General features: G+C 38.6%; 19 protein-coding genes. 4 read left to right on the forward strand and 15 right to left on the reverse strand.

The annotated features are described in order from the left end of the window. Positions 1-6: 6 nt before the first annotated feature. Entirely contained in the window at positions 7-1,194 is a 1,188-nt protein-coding gene (locus H1225_RS00265) for an MFS transporter (RefSeq protein ID WP_115065064.1), read from the reverse strand. A 119-nt stretch (positions 1,195-1,313) separates the two neighbouring features. On the opposite strand from H1225_RS00265, the gene H1225_RS00270 reads away from it, so the two are divergent. Further along, a complete protein-coding gene (locus H1225_RS00270; RefSeq protein ID WP_109848399.1) occupies positions 1,314-1,781 on the forward strand; it encodes a MarR family winged helix-turn-helix transcriptional regulator in 468 nt (155 codons plus the stop codon). 53 nt (positions 1,782-1,834) lie between these two features. Here H1225_RS00270 and loiP read toward each other — a convergent pair whose 3' ends face one another. From loiP to ugpB, 5 genes are all read right to left on the reverse strand, one after another. Then, on the reverse strand, positions 1,835-2,587 hold the full coding sequence (gene loiP, locus H1225_RS00275; protein WP_006535402.1) for a metalloprotease LoiP: 753 nt from the start codon (positions 2,585-2,587) through the stop codon (positions 1,835-1,837). 494 nt (positions 2,588-3,081) lie between these two features. Continuing rightward, positions 3,082-4,182, reverse strand: coding sequence for a sn-glycerol-3-phosphate import ATP-binding protein UgpC (locus tag H1225_RS00280; RefSeq protein ID WP_006535401.1), 1,101 nt, complete (start codon positions 4,180-4,182; stop codon positions 3,082-3,084). A gap of 1 nt (position 4,183) precedes the next feature. Continuing rightward, positions 4,184-5,032, reverse strand: coding sequence for a sn-glycerol-3-phosphate ABC transporter permease UgpE (gene ugpE / locus H1225_RS00285; RefSeq protein ID WP_109848400.1), 849 nt, complete (start codon positions 5,030-5,032; stop codon positions 4,184-4,186). After that, the gene (gene ugpA, locus H1225_RS00290; RefSeq protein ID WP_006535398.1) at positions 5,032-5,916 is read right to left on the reverse strand and encodes a sn-glycerol-3-phosphate ABC transporter permease UgpA; all 885 of its coding nucleotides are present in this window, start codon (positions 5,914-5,916) and stop codon (positions 5,032-5,034) included. The genes ugpE and ugpA overlap by 1 nt, the downstream gene beginning before the upstream one ends. A gap of 61 nt (positions 5,917-5,977) precedes the next feature. Continuing rightward, complete coding sequence (ugpB, locus tag H1225_RS00295) at positions 5,978-7,285, reverse strand: sn-glycerol-3-phosphate ABC transporter substrate-binding protein UgpB (RefSeq protein ID WP_161669211.1); 1,308 nt, start codon at positions 7,283-7,285, stop codon at positions 5,978-5,980. 174 nt (positions 7,286-7,459) lie between these two features. Between ugpB and H1225_RS00300 the strand changes: the two genes are divergently transcribed. Together H1225_RS00300 and H1225_RS00305 are read left to right on the forward strand one after the other, a co-directional pair. After that, on the forward strand, positions 7,460-8,194 hold the full coding sequence (locus H1225_RS00300; RefSeq protein WP_072063800.1) for a glycerophosphodiester phosphodiesterase family protein: 735 nt from the start codon (positions 7,460-7,462) through the stop codon (positions 8,192-8,194). A gap of 304 nt (positions 8,195-8,498) precedes the next feature. After that, positions 8,499-9,446 carry a carbamate kinase family protein gene (locus tag H1225_RS00305; RefSeq protein WP_109399372.1) on the forward strand — a complete coding sequence of 316 codons (948 nt, stop codon included), beginning with the start codon at positions 8,499-8,501 and terminating at the stop codon, positions 9,444-9,446. 94 nt (positions 9,447-9,540) lie between these two features. On the opposite strand, the gene H1225_RS00310 is transcribed toward H1225_RS00305, so the two are convergent. Continuing rightward, entirely contained in the window at positions 9,541-10,731 is a 1,191-nt protein-coding gene (locus H1225_RS00310) for a cyanate transporter (protein WP_109848402.1), read from the reverse strand. 118 nt (positions 10,732-10,849) lie between these two features. After that, positions 10,850-11,596 (reverse strand): hypothetical protein, encoded by a 747-nt coding sequence (locus tag H1225_RS00315; RefSeq protein ID WP_109848403.1) that lies wholly within the window; start codon positions 11,594-11,596, stop codon positions 10,850-10,852. 140 nt (positions 11,597-11,736) lie between these two features. Here H1225_RS00315 and H1225_RS00320 point away from each other — a divergent pair, with 140 nt between their 5' ends. Continuing rightward, the gene (locus H1225_RS00320) at positions 11,737-12,243 is read left to right on the forward strand and encodes an SMI1/KNR4 family protein (protein WP_239739375.1); all 507 of its coding nucleotides are present in this window, start codon (positions 11,737-11,739) and stop codon (positions 12,241-12,243) included. Positions 12,244-12,337: 94 nt separating this feature from the next. On the opposite strand, the gene H1225_RS18365 is transcribed toward H1225_RS00320, so the two are convergent. From H1225_RS18365 to H1225_RS00350, 7 genes are all read right to left on the reverse strand, one after another. After that, on the reverse strand, positions 12,338-12,658 hold the full coding sequence (locus H1225_RS18365) for a DUF3307 domain-containing protein (protein WP_219515608.1): 321 nt from the start codon (positions 12,656-12,658) through the stop codon (positions 12,338-12,340). Position 12,659: 1 nt separating this feature from the next. Further along, a complete protein-coding gene (locus tag H1225_RS00325; protein WP_109399368.1) occupies positions 12,660-13,292 on the reverse strand; it encodes a hypothetical protein in 633 nt (210 codons plus the stop codon). Positions 13,293-13,528: 236 nt separating this feature from the next. Then, positions 13,529-13,825 carry a DNA-binding transcriptional regulator Fis gene (gene fis / locus H1225_RS00330; protein WP_004245342.1) on the reverse strand — a complete coding sequence of 99 codons (297 nt, stop codon included), beginning with the start codon at positions 13,823-13,825 and terminating at the stop codon, positions 13,529-13,531. A gap of 20 nt (positions 13,826-13,845) precedes the next feature. Beyond that, on the reverse strand, positions 13,846-14,817 hold the full coding sequence (dusB, locus tag H1225_RS00335) for a tRNA dihydrouridine synthase DusB (RefSeq protein WP_072063792.1): 972 nt from the start codon (positions 14,815-14,817) through the stop codon (positions 13,846-13,848). A gap of 321 nt (positions 14,818-15,138) precedes the next feature. Further along, on the reverse strand, positions 15,139-16,020 hold the full coding sequence (gene prmA / locus H1225_RS00340) for a 50S ribosomal protein L11 methyltransferase (protein WP_006535384.1): 882 nt from the start codon (positions 16,018-16,020) through the stop codon (positions 15,139-15,141). Positions 16,021-16,043: 23 nt separating this feature from the next. Beyond that, complete coding sequence (gene panF / locus H1225_RS00345; RefSeq protein ID WP_072063863.1) at positions 16,044-17,489, reverse strand: sodium/pantothenate symporter; 1,446 nt, start codon at positions 17,487-17,489, stop codon at positions 16,044-16,046. Beyond that, complete coding sequence (locus H1225_RS00350; protein WP_072063791.1) at positions 17,479-17,727, reverse strand: YhdT family protein; 249 nt, start codon at positions 17,725-17,727, stop codon at positions 17,479-17,481. Before H1225_RS00350 ends, panF begins: the two co-directional genes overlap by 11 nt. Positions 17,728-17,824: the final 97 nt, after the last annotated feature.

Here is a 17,824-nt window from a genome sequence, read left to right on the forward strand (position 1 = left end):
ATCCTGTTAGTTTGCAGTTTGTTTTTTTTCTTTTAATGAAGACATTAAGGTCTTAATGGTGAAACACAATGCCAAACTCGTTAAGATCACACAAGAATAAAAGACATGCTCATAGTTATTGTCAGTCACAAAATAGACCGAAATTATAGGGCCAGCCGCCATTCCACAATAACGAATAAAGTTATAGATCCCCATTGCAGTTGCCCTCATTGAGCCAAACTGACTTGCTAATAATGTAGTGTGCGTTGGCATGGTTAAGCCTAAAGAAAGCCCGTATAACACAGTTAAGCCAAGCATGACAGGTAATGAGATTTGCCAAAAGAGTGCAAATAACGTCAACATAGTCAGGTTGATACAAGAGGTAATAATCACACCATATTCAGCACTAAATAGATGACAAATTCTACGGTAAAGATAGCTACCTAAGACAAGTGCTATCGACATAGGCATATATAATCCACCTATTTCAGTGCTGTTAAGTTGATAGAGATGAAAGGCAATTAAGGGTAAGAAAACCAGTAGACAAAAATAGTTATAAAACACCATAAAACTCATGACAAATACAGATTTACCCTCAGGCGCTATAAGCACTTGTTGCATCGCTGATAAGCTTTTAAAGGTTTCCTTTTGCTCCGGACGTGTTTCAGGTAAATAAAAGAGATGTGTGATCAGTAATAGGATACCGATAACAGCCAAAAAAATAAAAATACCTTGATATTGATAATGTTGCGCTAAATATCCACCTAACAAAGGGCCACAAGCTGGTGCTAGTGCTAATAGCATTTGGTACGATCCCATTGCTTTTGCGCGATCGTTTCCTTGGTAAAGATCGCCAAGAATAGTTGTTGCAACTACGGGAATGGCTGCAATACCGATAGCTTGGATCACACGCCAAAAAATCAATAAGCCAATAGAGTCAGACCAAACACAACCCAATGCACCCACAATAGAAATGGCTAATCCACTGAGTAAAATTGGCTTTCTTCCCCATTTATCAATCAATGAACCATAAAATAGTTGCATAACAGCCATAGCAAAAGTAAATGCAGATACCGTCAGATTAACCAGTGATAACGTGGTATTAAATTGCTGCTGTATCAAGGGAAGTACAGGGGTATAAATATTTTGTGCTAAAGAGCCTAATAGTGCGCTAAAGCAAATGAGATAAAACAAACTGCGGATTGATAATTTCATTATATAGTCTCTCTTTATCTATTTTGTTTCCATGGAAACAAAATAGATAATAGCGACATTTTGATTGTTGTAAATACTTTTGGTACTATTTTTTAAAATATTTTTTCCAAGGAAACAAAATGACAAAAGAGAATGTAACAACACAAGACTTGTTAAAAGGGTTAAGTGATTTCTTGCATCTTAAAGATGAACATGTCAATGAGGAGCATAAAAAAGTATTAGAAGAGAAGGGGTTAGAGAATTATTCACTCACAGAATTGCATGTTATTCATTGTATTGGTGAGGAGAGCATGAGAAATCTAACGACTATCAGTGAATATATGGCAATGACTCGAGGAGCGGTCTCAAAAATTTGTAGTCGATTACAAAAAAAAGGTGCGATTGAAAAAATAAAATTGGCAGACAATCAAAAAGAGATCTTTTTTATTTTAACCGATCAAGGAGAGCTGCTTTTTCATGCACATGGGGTACTACATCAACAATCTCAAGCAAAATGGTCTGCATTGTTTGAACAATATGATCAGCAGGAAAGGCAAGCAATTAAACGTTTTTTTGCCGATGTTGTGGATCGTTTTCGTCATTCATAACCGATAAGCCTGAAAAGAAAACCCCCATATCATGAGATATAGGGGCGAGGTCATTATTTTTTATCTGCAGCGATGCGATTACGGATATTATCAGCACGCTCTTTTGATGGTGGGTGAGAATCAAACATACTTGAATCACCACCACCTAATTTAGCGAGCTTCTCAAAGCCTGTAACCAACCCTGCTGTATTAACGCCACGTTTTGTTAGCAGATCATAAGAGAAATTATCTGCTTCAGTTTCTTGATGTTGTGAGAATTGAGCATTAATTAATTTCTGACCCATTTCAGCTAATTGTGAGCTACTTAATTGTGCTGCAACGCCACCCGCTGATGCTGCTGCCGTACGTGCAGCAACTGTTGCGTGAGCAACTTGAATTGCTTTACGGGTATGGCCTAAAGCAACATGACCCATTTCATGACCTAAAACGCCCTCAACTTCGTTATCTGTCATCATGTCCATTAAACCACTATAAACACGAACACAACCGTTAGCCATAGCCCATGCGTTCACATCTTTAGTCATGTAAACTTTGTAATTTACCGGAGTGCCATTAACTTCATTACCTAACGCTTTAGCGATATTATTTAAACGTTTGGTGTAAGTGCTATTGGCGGGTGCGACTTTATTTTGCGCATCCATCTCTTTACATGCATCATTTGTTAGCGCTTTGATATCATCGTCGCTTAATGTTGCAGCTTGGAAAAGTTGGGTTCCTGATTTAGTCAGCATATCGGTATTGAGGTTTTGACAACCTGAGAGTAGTGCTGCTGATACCATCACTGTAGCAAGTAATTTAATTTTCATTTTTTAATTAAGTCCTTTTCTGCTTGGCAGTTTATATAAGTGCAGATCAAATTCGAGCAGAAGAATAACAGTGCTTATCTATTGGCGCAATATAGGTATTTTATGAAAAAATATATCTCCATATATGTTTTTTTCTTTCCTTAGCAAAAATGTATTATTATTTCTTTCCTTAACATGAGTAAAAAATGGATTAATAAATTTAACTTGTTTAAAATTAAGATAATTAATTGGTAGGCTAAGTTTAAAAAGATAAGCTTTGTTGGTTAAATATTATATAAAACATTTAATTATACTTATTTTAAGTGTAAGTGATGTTATTTTTTATTTATTTGGAATAATATCAAAAGAACACGGTATTTAGTACGGGTTTTTATTTGTTTAATTCTGACAAAGTTTATATTTTTGATATTTATTGCTTTGTTTTAAATAAATAGCGATGCTCAACACATCGCTATTCAGATTAAACTGAAAATGAAAAAAACGATATCAATATCTTATGAAACCATTAATTCACTGATGATCATAAAAGGGCGATTAATACGTTTTCCTGTTTGCTCATCAAAGAAATGTAGGTTTTCCGGATGAATAGTAAGACCTATTTTGTGACCAATATTCACACCATGATCGTTCGGCGCGCGAATAACAACAGGTTGTTTTTGTTTATCACAGGTTGTGGCATAAATTAAAACATCAGCACCTAATGCTTCAATAAATTCAACATCAACATGGAACATAGGATGCTGGTGGCTAATGAGTAAATGCTCAGGGCGTAAACCTAATTTAATCGCTTGATAAGGAAGGTGCTGAGATGAAACAGCAATGTGCCCATCAGCGACTTCAATTACACCATGATTAATGGAAGTTTCTAAAATATTCATTGCAGGAGAACCCATAAAGGTAGCCACAAACACCGAAGCTGGGCTTTCATAAATATCTAACGGTGTGCCTACTTGTTCTATATTTCCTTGATTTAGCACCACCAACTTATCGGCTAATGTCATAGCTTCAACTTGATCGTGTGTAACGTAGATCGACGTTGTGGAGAGTTTTCGTTGTAGCTTTTTTATCTCAAGGCGCATTTGTACACGTAATTTTGCATCAAGATTAGAGAGTGGCTCATCAAATAAAAAGACTTTAGGTTTACGGACAATGGCTCTGCCCATTGCCACACGTTGTCGTTGCCCACCTGATAGCTCTTTAGGTTTTCTATCAAGTAAATGGCTGATTTCCAGCATTTGAGCTGCATTTGTGACAAGTTCTTCAATCTTTGCTTTTGGTGTTTTTCGATTACGCAAGCCATATGCCATGTTGTTATAAACCGACATATGGGGATAAAGAGCGTAGTTTTGAAAAACCATGGCGATATCACGCTCACTGGGTTCGTGTTCATTAACACGCAAATTATCAATAAGTAAATCACCTTGTGTAATGGTTTCTAATCCCGCAATCATTCGCAGTAATGTCGATTTACCACAACCGCTAGGGCCGACTAATACCACCATTTCGCCTTGCTCAATAGAAAGGTTTAATTTTGAAATGGCTTGATGACCATTTGGGTAACGCTTTTCTAAATCAGTGAGAGTGACGGTTGTCATGTTATTTCTCCGTATCAATAAAGCCTTTTACAAAGGCTCTTTGCATCAGAATGACGATAAAGACAGGAGGCAACATCGCAATTAATGTGGTTGCCATAATTTTATTCCATTCAATAACACCATCGGAAACCGCAACCATCTGTTTAATCCCCATCACAATAGTGTAATAGTGGGTATCTGTCGTGATAAGCATTGGCCAAAGATATTGGTTCCAGCCATAAATAAATGTGATAACAAACAAGGCGGCTATATTGGTACGTGAAAGAGGAAGTAAGATGGTGAAAAAGAATCTTATCGGGCCTGCGCCATCAATTTTGGCTGCTTCAATAAGCTCCGGGGTAATAGTAAGAAAGAATTGTCGAAATAAAAAAGTAGCGGTAGCGCTGGCAATTAATGGAATGGTTAATCCTGCATAAGAGTTCAGCATATTAAGGTTAGTAACAACCTCAAATGTCGGCATAATACGAACTTCAACGGGCAGCATTAATGTAAAAAAGATGGTCCAAAAGGCAAGCATACGGCCTGGAAAGCGAAAGAATACAACCGCATAGGCTGATAAAATTGAAATGATTAATTTTCCGATAGTGATCACTAACGCCATGATTAATGAATTCAACAACATACTGTTAATTGAGATCGCACTATTTTGTGTTGTACCCACTTGTGACAATAGGGTTTTAAAAATACTGAAACCTTCAGTGCCGAACCAAAGCGGCGATCCTGTGGCAAATTCGGTATTTTGATGTGTTGTAGCGACAAGCGCTATCCATACAGGAAATGCGACAGAAAGAATGCCAACAATGAGGATCAAGTGGCAAAAAGCGTGAAATAAAGGTCTGCGTTCAACCATCAGTAAGCCACCTTTTTCTCAACATAACGAAATTGAATAATGGTTAATATCGCGACGATAAACATTAAAATAACGGATTGTGCAGCAGAGGAGCCTAAATCTAATCCCACAAAACCATCGTTATAGACCTTATAAACCAGTGTTGATGTACTACTGCCAGGGCCACCTTGTGTCATGGCATGGATAATCGCGAATGTATCAAAAAAGGCATAAGCAAAATTCACGACCAGTAAGAAAAAAGTGGTCGGTGAAATAAGCGGAAAGCTTATTGTTATAAAGCGTTTAATAGGTCCACTGCCATCAATAGCGGCTGCTTCTAATAGTGATTTAGGTACAGATTGCAAGGCTGCGAGGAAAAACAGAAAGTTATAACTCACTTGTTTCCATGTCGCCGTTAGAATCACCATCCACATAGCATGATGGGTATTCAGTACGGGATCCCAATTAATGCCTATCTGTTTTAATAATTGGCTTAATACACCAATCGTAGGATCAAGCATAAATAACCAAAGAAAACCCGCGATAACTGGCGCAATGGCATAGGGTGAAATTAAAATTGTGCGATAAAACAGTTTGCCTCGTAAAATTTGCTCGGCAATGCCGGCCAAAACAAGTGCAGATAACATAGAGAGAAAGACAACACTGGTGCTAAAAATCAATGTGGTGATTAAACTGTCAAAATAGTAACTATTGCTAAATAAACGCTGAAAGTTTTCGAGACCAACAAACTCGCTACTCAGGCCAAACGCATCTTCTAATTGAAATGACTGAAAGAAAGCTTGCCCAGCAGGCCAAATAAAAAAGATAAGTGTGATAGCTAGTTGAGGAAAAATCAGCGCTAGAGGTAACCATTTTTGTTTAAAATAAATGGATTGAGAAGCCATACAGTATCCAGTAAATCGATAAAAACAGAAGGCGAGCACTTGGCTCGCCTAATATAAATGATTATTGTTGAGTACGTTCAAAGCGGCGTAATTGCTCATTTCCACGTGTGACAGCATTATCCAATGCAGCTTGAGCACTCTGTTTTCCTGACCATACTTTTTCTAACTCTTCATCAACAATTTCGCGTGTTTGTAAGAAATTACCAAAGCGTAATCCTTTAGAGTTTGCAGTCGGTTCTGAGGTTGTCATTTGTAATATTGCGGTGTCAGCCCCTGGATTTTGCTGATAAAAGCCTTGTTGTTGCGTCAATGCGTAAGCGGCTTTAGTAACAGGAAGATAACCGGTAGCTTGGTGCCAATCAGCTTGTACTTCAGGGCTTGAAAGATAAGTGAAGAATTTCGCCACACCGTTATATTCCGCATCTGGACGCCCTGACATAACCCATAAAGACGCACCTCCAATAATGGTGTTAGCGGGTTTTTGTACCAGCGTATCGTCATAAGGTAATTGGCTAACACCAATATCAATGCCTTTCATATTCTCTTTAATACCAGCAAAACCAGCGGATGATTCCATCACCATGGCGCACTCTTGAGTATAAAATAGAGGCATTGAATCGGATTGGCGCCCACCATATTTGAAAATACCTGATTTAGACCAATCTGCCATTTGTTGAATATGAGCCACGAAAGGGGCTTTATTAAATAGAAACGTCGTATCTAAGCCATCAAAACCATTATTTTTTGTCGCAATAGGTAAATTATTACGTGCCCCAAAGTTTTCTATTTGAGTCCATGATTGCCATGTGGTGGTAAATCCACATTTCACTCCAGAATCGAGCAGTTTCTGAGATACAGCTTCCATCTCTTTCCATGTTTTAGGCGGTTGCTCTATACCTGCTTTTTTAAATAGAACCTTGTTGTAATAAAGCACGGGGGTTGAGCTATTAAAGGGCAGTGACATCATTTTGCCATCGCTGGTGGTGTAATAGCCCGTCACAGTAGAGAGATAACTATTAGGATCAAAAGGCTCGTTAGTTTTTTCCATTAATTGATAAACCGGGAAAACGGCTTTTTTAGCGCCCATCATGCTGGCTGTACCGACTTCAAAGACTTGCACAATAGCAGGTTGGTTTTTAGCACGAAACGAGGCTACTGCACTGGTCATCGTTTCAGCATAAGTGCCTTTATAAACAGGCTTTATCTCATATTCAGATTGGCTTGCATTAAAATCAGAGGCGATTTGATTAACTTTTTGACCGAGCGCACCTCCCATTGCATGCCACCATTCAATTTGTGTTTTTGCGTGTGTAGGAGAAGTAAATAACGCCATTGCAACAGCAAGACCTGTTATTGATTTTATCGACATGCAGAATTTCCTTTTTAATCGAAAGTTAAAGGTGCAATCTAATCTGCGAATTACCCTAAATGTTGTTTATGACAAAGGGGTGACAATTAAATGAAGATATATTGATGGTATGACTGTCAAATTGCTGTCATAAATGGTTGTCATGATGTCGGCACAAATGAAAAGGAGAGAGAAATGAAGATAGCTGCTCACCGAGGTTTTTCTGGAAAAGCCCCTGAAAATACATTGGCTGCGTTTAAAATGGCAATTGATTTCGGGTGTGAATGGATTGAAACGGATGTGCAATTAACCGCGGATCATGTTCCTGTGCTTATTCATGATAAAACAGTTAATCGTTGCACAAATGGGCAAGGTGCTGTGCGTTTTCATACCTTAGATGATTTGCATCGTCTTGATGCAGGAAGTTGGTTTAGCTCACTCTATCAAGGTGAGAAAATTCCTTCTTTAAGACAAGGATTGCAATTAATTAAGCGTTCAGGAACAAAGCTTAATATTGAGTTGAAGACATGGCCTGATGATGATGTTGAGCGTTTATGTTTAGCGGTTTCTGATATGATAAAAAGTGCAGATATTCCGAATGAGCAAATTTTATTTTCTTCTTTTGATACGCATGCACTTACTGTTATGAAACGATTCCTGCCTTCTATTCGCAGAGGCCAATTATGGGATGAGATCCCTGATAATGCGTTAGAAACACTAAAAGCGATTGATGGTTTTAGTGTGCATTGTAATTACAAGTATCTTACACAAGAACAAGCACAATTGTTAAAACAGGCAGGCTATGAAATTTATTGTTATACCCCGAATAATCCTGAAGAAGTGAAAGATTTTGAGCAATGGGGTGTTGATATGCTAATTACCGATATGCCGGATGTTTATCAACCGGATATTTATGATGTAGCAAAATGAAAAAGAACTAACCATCCCGCTTACTGTATTGAATAAGGTGTTATCGATATGTTTGATGGCGCCTTTCCTCCTTTTCCTTTCGTATTTTAAGAGAAACGTTGAGTAATAGATGTTTTATTTACATTCTCTGCTATCATCCTGCGCAATTAATGAATAGATATTGTTCAACACGATAATGTTTATCTCATTAAAAATAAAAATGGGGAAAATGGTTAGCGATATGGCGACCTTATTAACCCAACCTCTAAGAGTAGAGGTGAGTTATTTCTACTTTAATTGCCAATAATATCATTGAGAGTGAAACATGAAAGAACTCGTTGTTGTTGCCATTGGAGGCAACAGTATTATTAAAGACAATGCAAGCCAGTCTATCGCTCATCAAGAACAAGCAGTACAAGAGGTTGCAGCCCATATTAGTGACATGGTGGCTGAAGGGTATAATATTGTTTTAACTCATGGTAATGGGCCACAAGTAGGGCTTGATTTACGCCGTGCGGAAGTTGCACATGTACAAGAAGGTTTACCATTAACACCATTAGCCAACTGTGTCGCAGATACACAAGGAGGTATTGGTTATTTAATACAACAAGCGTTAACCAATAAGCTTCGTGTTCAACACAATAAACAAGCAATTACCCTTATTACACAAGTTGAAGTAGATAAAAACGATCCCAACTTTGTTTCCCCAACAAAACCTATTGGTGCATTTTTCTCTGAACAAGAGATGGCACAATTAAAGCAAGAAAACCCTCAATGGCATTTTGTTGAAGACGCTGGTCGTGGTTATCGTCGAGTTGTTGCCTCTCCTGTTCCACAGCATGTAATTGAATCTAATGCAATTAAATCATTGTCAGAATGTGGCTATGTTGTTATTGCTGTCGGAGGCGGTGGCATTCCGGTCATTAAAAATGAGCAAGGTAATTACCAAAGTGTTGATGCCGTTATTGATAAAGATCTGTCATCAACGTTACTGGCAAAAGAATTACATGCAGATATTCTGATTATTACAACAGGGGTTGAAAAAGTCTGTATTCATTTCGGCAAGCCAGAACAAAAAGCGTTAGGTGAAACCTCTGTGACAGAAATGACACAATATATGCATGAGGGACATTTTCCTCCAGGCAGTATGCTTCCTAAAATCGAAGCGAGTTTGTCATTTTTAGCTGCGGGTGGAAAAAGAGTGATTATCACAACGCCAGAAAAACTGGCTTCAGCCTTAAAAGGTGAAACAGGAACACATATCGTTGCTTAATCATCTTCATAAGTAGTGTTCGATTATTATCATTGTTCAGCGCCTTATTTGTAAAAAGTAAGGCGCTTATTTTATGTGTATATTTTTATGATGATTAAATAGAATGATTGGCGGGATAGGCTTTTGCGTAATGGCGAGGGTTTAATCGTGCAAATAATCCTATCGTAATAATCACTAAAATGGCATGAAATGCCCATGCATAAGTAAAGCTTCCATCAGGTTGGCGTAATAGCACAGCAACTAATGGGCCAAAAGCGGCAATAATAAAGCCACCACCTTGCATTAAGGCTGACAGAGCACCCGCTTGCGCTGGATCTGGAATATGATCAAGCGCGACAATCATCATCATGGAAAAACATCCTCCTAAGCCACAGCCTAAGAAAATACTCCAAAGATAAGGCGAACTCATGGGGATCGTCATGATTGCGGCAAAACCGATAAATTGGCTTATTAATGTTATTGTAAGCCAAAAACGCCTGTCGTGATTTTTAGCCGCTAAGAAAGGAATAATCAACGCGGCAGAAGCTTGAAAAAGGGAAAGGATAGCGACTAGAGAGCCACTTTGGGCGCTTGGCATTCCTAACGATTGATAGAAAGGTGCTAGCCATGTTACCACTGAAGCATATCCTGCATTAACACAACCAAACCCTAAGATAAGTAACCCTGTTCTAGGACGCCAGATTAAGGTATTGAGTGATATTTTATTGGCAGAGGTGGCGCTATTTTTAATAGAAAAAAGAATAGCAACAAATGCAAAACCAGCAGGAAGTGCAAACCATGCTAAAGCATTTTGCCAATGACCATCAGGGGCGGTAAGAATAGGGGAAAGTTGAGCACCTAGTGCGCCTCCTCCCATTAACATGGCAGAATATAGTCCCATCATGATAGGCGTTCGATTTCCAAACCATCCTTTAATAATGCCAGGAAATACCGCTTGAATATAAGCGACACTTAAACCGCAGAAGAGGGCGGTCAATAATAGCTGATTGCCATCAGAAACATAAGCTCGAGAAAATGAGCCAATAAGAAGCATCAACATTGCGACTAACAGTCCTTTACGTACTTGAATGTAAGACTGTAAGAAAGGAACGACTAATGCCCCTACTCCCATTAAAAGCATAGGTAATAGTGTGAGTAATGAGACTTGGCTATAACTCATTCCTGTTGAGGCAATAATATTGTCAATAACAGGGCCAGGGCCAGTTAAGAAGGGGCGTAAGTTTATCCCCACTAGAATAATAGTGAGGACAATCTGCCATGTTTTTTTTCGTGGTAAGGCAGTCATTGTCATTCCCTGATAAAAATAAATATTACCTACTTTATGGACAATGTTGATATAAACAGATGAGGGATTTTATATCAACATAAATATCATTAGGTATTTTAATTAATCATCACACTATTTAAGAGATGTATTTTAATTTCCACTGTTTAATCTGACTTTTGGGATTAATTAACACAAACTCATAATGTTCAAAATGAGAAAGTACCTTTTTAAATTCCAGAGTTGCTTTATCTAAATCCCACGATTTAGGGAAATAAAAGCCATCAAAAGAAATATTTTCTAATCTTGCAATAAATTGATGAGTAAATTCATCAAATCCCGCATAAGTCAGTGCAATTTTACCTGTCCAATCAATATTAAAAGTATTATTGGATTGGCGTTGGAAAGTGATTTGATGATTTTTACATGCATCATGACCTAATAAGTAAATACTGAAAGCGGGGACCTCTGCTCTTTCTTCATCCTCATCGGTATCACTATCGATTTGAGGGGCAATATCAACATTAAATTGATGATTAATAAAGTTATCAAAATCAAACGGTGTATTTCCTGTGCTGAGCAAAATACCTTGGTCGTCAGACCAATAAGTTGAGGAGAGTGTACAGCAGTGATAATTATCCCAAACGATTTGAGCTTGCCAGTGTGCAAGGCTGGTATATTCTTCCTCATCATTTAATTCATCTTCATCTATATCATCAAGATAATCCTCACCTTCACTTAAATAGTAACTGTTACTTCTAAGGTGCAGATCAAACCAAAGTTGACCGTGTTTATCTAATCGACCAGACCAGACAAACTCTTTGATTGCATGCGGTTTAGGATAAGCACTATCAATAAATGTAATGGTACGTACTGGTGTGGTCATGGTTTGTTTTCTTTTTAATATAGGTTTGTTTACTAGGGTAATAGAGTGATAACTATCAGCATGATTATGATAAAAGTGATACTCACTCTAAAATACCATACATTACACAGTGTAATAGAACTCAAATAAGTGAGATAGTGATGTTAACGGCATTAAATCAGCAACTACCTATTCCTTCTGCAATACATGAAAATGGAAAAGAAGAGAAATGGCCATTAATTGATAACAAATATGCCTTTCCCAACGATTATATTGCGTTTATCACCCAATATGGATCAGGTCAGATAGCTGATTTTATAACGTTATTTAATCCCTTTAGCAAAAATGAGTACATTAATTTTTTTCAGCAAAAAGAGTGGATACTTGAAGATTTCGATTCATTAATCAATGAAGATCCTGATTACTATTCTTTTGTTCTATATCCAAAATGTAATGGGCTTTTACCCATTGGTGTTACTGATAATGGTGATACGCTTTTTTGGGTTGTTTTATCAGAAAATAGTGAGCTTTGGACAATGGCTATTATTCCATCTAGAGGATCAGAGATAGAATTTATTGCAGAAAATCTGACTGGATTTTTAGAGGGAGTATTATCAAAACGAATACGTTGCCAGTCGTTCCCTGAGGGATTCCCATTAGAAAAATGATATTTAGCCCAGAAGTTTGATGAGTTATTTTCCTATGGGGAGTTGAGTCACAAAATAGGAAGTAGCAAGTCCTATAAAGATAGATATGCTAAAGCTAATCAGTGTACCTAACATGAAATACTTGATCGGTAATAAACCATTTTAGAGAATTATCAGTATAAGATTTTGCGAGATCGAATAAATAATGAGTGATAGATATAATAAGACTGTAAACCAAAATAGCATTGAAATTGACTTTTACCATTAAGATCAGAACGATAAATGTGATCCCACCTTGTAGTAATGAATGAAAGTAAAGTTCTTTAGATTTGTAGTGAAGTGAATTCCGCGCTTCTATCCAGCTTTTAGGTTGCAAATAAAAATCAAAAATAATATGAGCAATGTAAAGAGAAATAAGAAGCGTGAAATTGTACATATCAATAAGCCTTGTTAATTAAATAATTAAAGTATTGAATATATTCATCTATTAACTGATAGTGGCTAGCGTTTAATAATCTAGTAATATTACTTCTCGATTTTTTTAATTCATCAGCAATAGCATAGTGAGATTTATCTTCATTAACCATATATTTAAGTAAAACTTGCGCTTGTGCTCGAGTTATTTCTTTAAGTTGTATATCTAAGTATTTAGTCACTAAAGTAATGTTTTTTTGAAATTCTTTATCTGATGCGGATATTGTTAATATTTCACTTTTCATCTTATCTAATCCTTCACCCGATAAGATAAAGGCCTCACCCGTTGATGTTCTAATATCATTACGTAATGAATTAATTTGACCGATACCAATACTTTGACGAGCACAGATGTCTAGTTCGGACGTTTTCAATGCTAATTGAATGACAATAGCAACTTTAATGGCATCACAAGCGTGTAAGCAAACAAGTTGGAAGGAGTCACCGCGATATCTGTCATATTTAAGTGGTAGTTGTTCTGAGAGTAATTGAACCGTCTGCTCCAAGGTATAGAGCATAACATCATAGTTTTCAGGTGTGATGTTTCTAGAGTTTATGATATCACCTGTAATCACACTTACGATGTCTTTATTCATTAGCTTGCTCTTATCATTTTGTGAGAGAAATAGAATGAGTATAGTGATCTTTTATTCAGTTATTTAATTGAAATACCAAAGAGAATGTTACTATATTTGGTAACATGATCAAATGTTACCATATTTGGTAACTTAATAATTTATGTTATAGAGCAAGCGTGAAAAATAGGCAACAAAAAAGCCTTTTCTGGAAACCAGAAAAGGCTTTTTATAAAAATAGACCTAACTGACTAGGATCAGTTCATGCCGTATTTTTTCAGTTTCTTACGCAGTGTGCCGCGGTTAATGCCCATCATTTGCGCTGCACGCGTTTGGTTGCCACGGGTGTACTGCATTACCATGTCCAACAATGGCTGTTCAACTTCAGCCAATACTAGCTCATATAAGTCATTAACATCTTGACCGTTTAATTGAGCAAAATAGTTCTTCAGTGCTTGTTTAACTGAGTCACGTAAAGGTTTTTGGGTCACCTGATCTTGTGAATTTACGGTGGCAACTGTTAGTACGTCTGAATTTACGCGTTGTTCGAACATAGTTCTGTCAGCTCTTTTATTTATTTACGCAAAAAATTTTCGAAATATGCTTCCAACGCCTCCAGCTGTTCGCTGGCATCCTCTATGGCGTTGAAGGAGCGCCGAAACTGGTCATCAGGGGCATGTTCCTTGAGATACCAAGAGACATGCTTGCGTGCAATGCGAGTTCCTTTGCCTTGACCGTAAAAGTCGTGCAACTCACGCACATGCTTTTGCATTATTTGTTGTACCTCTGCAATCGGCAGAGGGGGCAACAGTTCACCTGTGTCCAGATAGTGCTGGATTTCCCGAAAGATCCAGGGTCTTCCCTGAGCAGCGCGACCGATCATTAAAGCATCGGCTCCAGTGTAGTCTAATACTGCTCTGGCTTTTAGCGGGTCTGTTATGTCTCCATTCGCAATAATGGGAATAGAAACATTCTGCTTAACTGTCCGAATGCTGTCGTATTCGGCTTCCCCTTTGAACAAACACTCGCGTGTACGTCCATGAATAGTAAGAGCCTGAATACCACAACGTTCAGCCAATTTGGCAATCTCTACACAGTTACGTTCATCAGGTGACCAGCCAGTACGGATCTTGAGAGTAACAGGTACATCTACCGCGTTAACCACAGCAGAGAGGATCTCTGCGACAAGGTCGGGATGACGAAGTAGTGCTGAACCCGCTAGCTTTTTATTCACCTTTTTTGCAGGGCAACCCATATTAATGTCGATAATTTGAGCGCCACTATCTGCGTTTATTTTCGCAGCGGCCGCCATATCAACGGGATCACTTCCTGCAATTTGTACGGAGCGGATCCCCAATTCATCACTATGTACCATTCGTAACCGAGACTTGTCAGTCTGCCAAACCTGAGGATTGGAAGAAAGCATTTCAGAAACTGTCATACCCGCACCCATATCATAGCAAAGCGACCGAAAAGGTCGGTCTGTAACGCCAGCCATGGGAGCCGCGATAAGGCAATTTTTTAACTGATACTGTCCGATTCGCATAGATGAAAAGAGGGCCAAACTGTGACTGCAAGGGCGCGTATATTACGCATTTTTTGCCAGATATGAAAGGACAAAGTTTAACCAAATTGCGAAAAAAAGTTACTCATTTATACTTGATTTTTTATAAATTGATTATTTAATTAATAAAAACATAGTGTTATATGTTTTTAAAAAATTAAAATTTGATGATGTAGAATTGATAAACAAGTGGAACTAAGTGGAGTTTATCAGGCAAAAGTGTGATTAATGCCTGATAAACAATAATTAAGTAAAATTTTAACGTAATGAGATTATCTCATTTTGGTTAATATTTGTTCGGTATTATTTTTTCACACCGGTAATACGGCACCACTCTTCTTTTTCGGCAACAGGATCTAAGTTAAATAGCCCTTCATAGGCAGCAGCTACACCTTCTGCTTGTGTCGCTAACACACCAGAAAGCCCTAGATGTCCACCTTGACGAGGCAATGTACTGATAACAGGTGCAAGTTCACGCAATGGGCCAGCTAAAATATTCGCGACCACAACATCTGCAGTGAGGTTATCAGGCTGGTCTTTTGCAAGATATAATGTGAGGGCGTCAGAAACGCCATTACGTTGCGCGTTATCACGACTTGCTTGGATAGCTTGAGGATCGATATCAATACCAATTGCTTTAGCTGCACCTAATTTTAAGGCTGCAATGGCTAAAATCCCAGAACCACAACCGAAGTCAATAACCGTTTTACCCGCTAAATCTAAACCATCAAGCCACTGAAGGCACAATGAGGTAGTAGGGTGGGTACCTGTACCAAATGCCAGACCAGGGTCTAGCATGACGTTTACAGCGTTAGGATCGGGTACTTCACGCCAGCTTGGGCAAATCCATAAACGTTCGCCAAAACGCATTGGATGGAAGTTATCCATCCATTCACGTTCCCAATCTTTATCTTCGAGTTGTTCAATTTTGTGTAGGAAGCCCTGACCGAGTAATGGCGTGTTTTCTAACATTGCCACAACGATTTTCATGTCAGTTTCTGCATCATATAAACCGATAACGTCAGTATCACCCCAAAGACGAGTTTCACCCGGTAAAGGTTCAAAAATAGGCGTATCGTGACTATCTTGGAAAGTCACTGAAACGGCACCGCTTTCAACTAATTCATCACCAATAGCTTCTGCATTAGCGGCGGTTGCATTAAGTCTTAATTGTATCCAAGGCATAATTTGTCTCTTTAAAAACGAATTCACTGTAATGATGCTGATTGAGGCAGAGTATGCTCTCCAAATCGATTAGCCACAAGAAACGCGGCTAAGCTTAATAACAGTGATGGAATAATAGGATGGAATCCGGCTATTTGGATATTAAATGTCGCTAAGGTGGCATAGAGCGTGGCACCTGTGATCATGCCAGCAATAGCACCATAACGGTTAGCTTTCTCCCAATAAAGCCCAAGAACTAGAGGCCATAAGAAAACGGCTTGTAGGCCACCAAAAGCGAGTAAGTTAAGCCAAATAATCATTGATGGTGGGTTCCATGCGGCAAACAGCAGTAGTACACCTAAAATCAAGGTTGAAAGGCTCGATAAACGAGAGATTCGTTTTTCATTAGTGATCGCATGCGGAGCGATATTGAGATAGAGATCTTTGACCAACGTTGCTGACGATTGTAACAGTTGCGCATTTATCGTCGACATAATGGCAGCCATAGGTGCCGCAAGGAAAATACCAGCTGCAATTGGCGGTAATACTTCAACCATCAATGTTGGAATAACTTGATCAGGAACAGTCAGATCAGGAATGATCGCTCGACCTAATGCACCAGCAAAGTGCATACCAAACATTAATAATGACATCACGATTGTGCCAATAATGATCCCTTTATGCATGGCTTTACTGTCTTTGTAAGAGATGCAACGTACCGCAGTATGTGGTAAGCCAATAACACCAAAACAGACTAGTACCCAGAATGATGCCATAAACGGGCCACTTAAAATCCCATCAGCCCCTTGAGGGGAGGTTAATGCAGGATCGATGGTATTGAGTTTTTGTATCGCAATATCTAATCCACCTGCTTTATAGATAATGGCAAACAGGAGAATAAATGTACCAAGCAGCATGACAAGGCCTTGTAAGGCATCGTTTAATACGCTAGCCCTAAATCCACCAATTGCGGTGTACAGCGCAATCGAGACTCCAAAAATAAGTAAGCCAAACTCATAAGGGATACCAGCTGCGGTTTCTAATAAACGTGCACCGCCGATAAATTGCACTGTCATGGCACCGATAAAAGCGACTAACAGGCTTAAACTGGCAAACCAGACGAGAAAACGGCTTTTATAACGCGCATAGAGCATGTCGTTTAAGGTAACGGCATTATAACGACGCGCTAAAATAGCAAATTTTTTCCCTAAGACCCCCAGAGAAAGCCAAATTGCAGGTAGTTGGATCATCGAAAGCAATACCCAACCAATACCATATTTATAGGCAGCACCCGGCCCACCTATAAAGGAGCTTGCACTAACATAAGTTGCAGTGATAGTCATGGCTAGCACGAAGCCACCCATTGAACGGTTACCCAAAAAATACTCGTTAAGAAACTCGCCTTTCTCGCGTTTGCGATAAGCATAAGCCGACAGCAGAAAGACCAGCAGAAGGTAGCCAATCAGTGGCACTATGACCTCAGTTTGCATCGTCATGCTCATCTCCTAACGGCATATCTTTGAAAAAATAGCGTACCATCAGATAGCACAGCAGAAAAAACAAAACAGGTAGGAATAAGCATGAAAGCTCAAACCAAAGCGGTAAACCAGTAATGCCTTGTGTGTTATCTGGTAAATAGGCGGTAATTAACCAACCCAACAAATATATAAAAGTTAAAATCAGGGCCCAAAGGGCTTCTTTGTGGGCCTGAACAAAACGTTTGTCCATCTGTTCTCCCAATCTTAATAGGGTTAAAAATGAATGGGAGGATTGTACGGGAAAGTGAGTATTGATTCAGTGAAAATTAATCACAAAGTTATAGGCT

It is taken from the genome of Proteus penneri, assembly GCF_022369495.1.
GTDB classification, from domain to species: Bacteria; Pseudomonadota; Gammaproteobacteria; order Enterobacterales; family Enterobacteriaceae; genus Proteus; species Proteus penneri.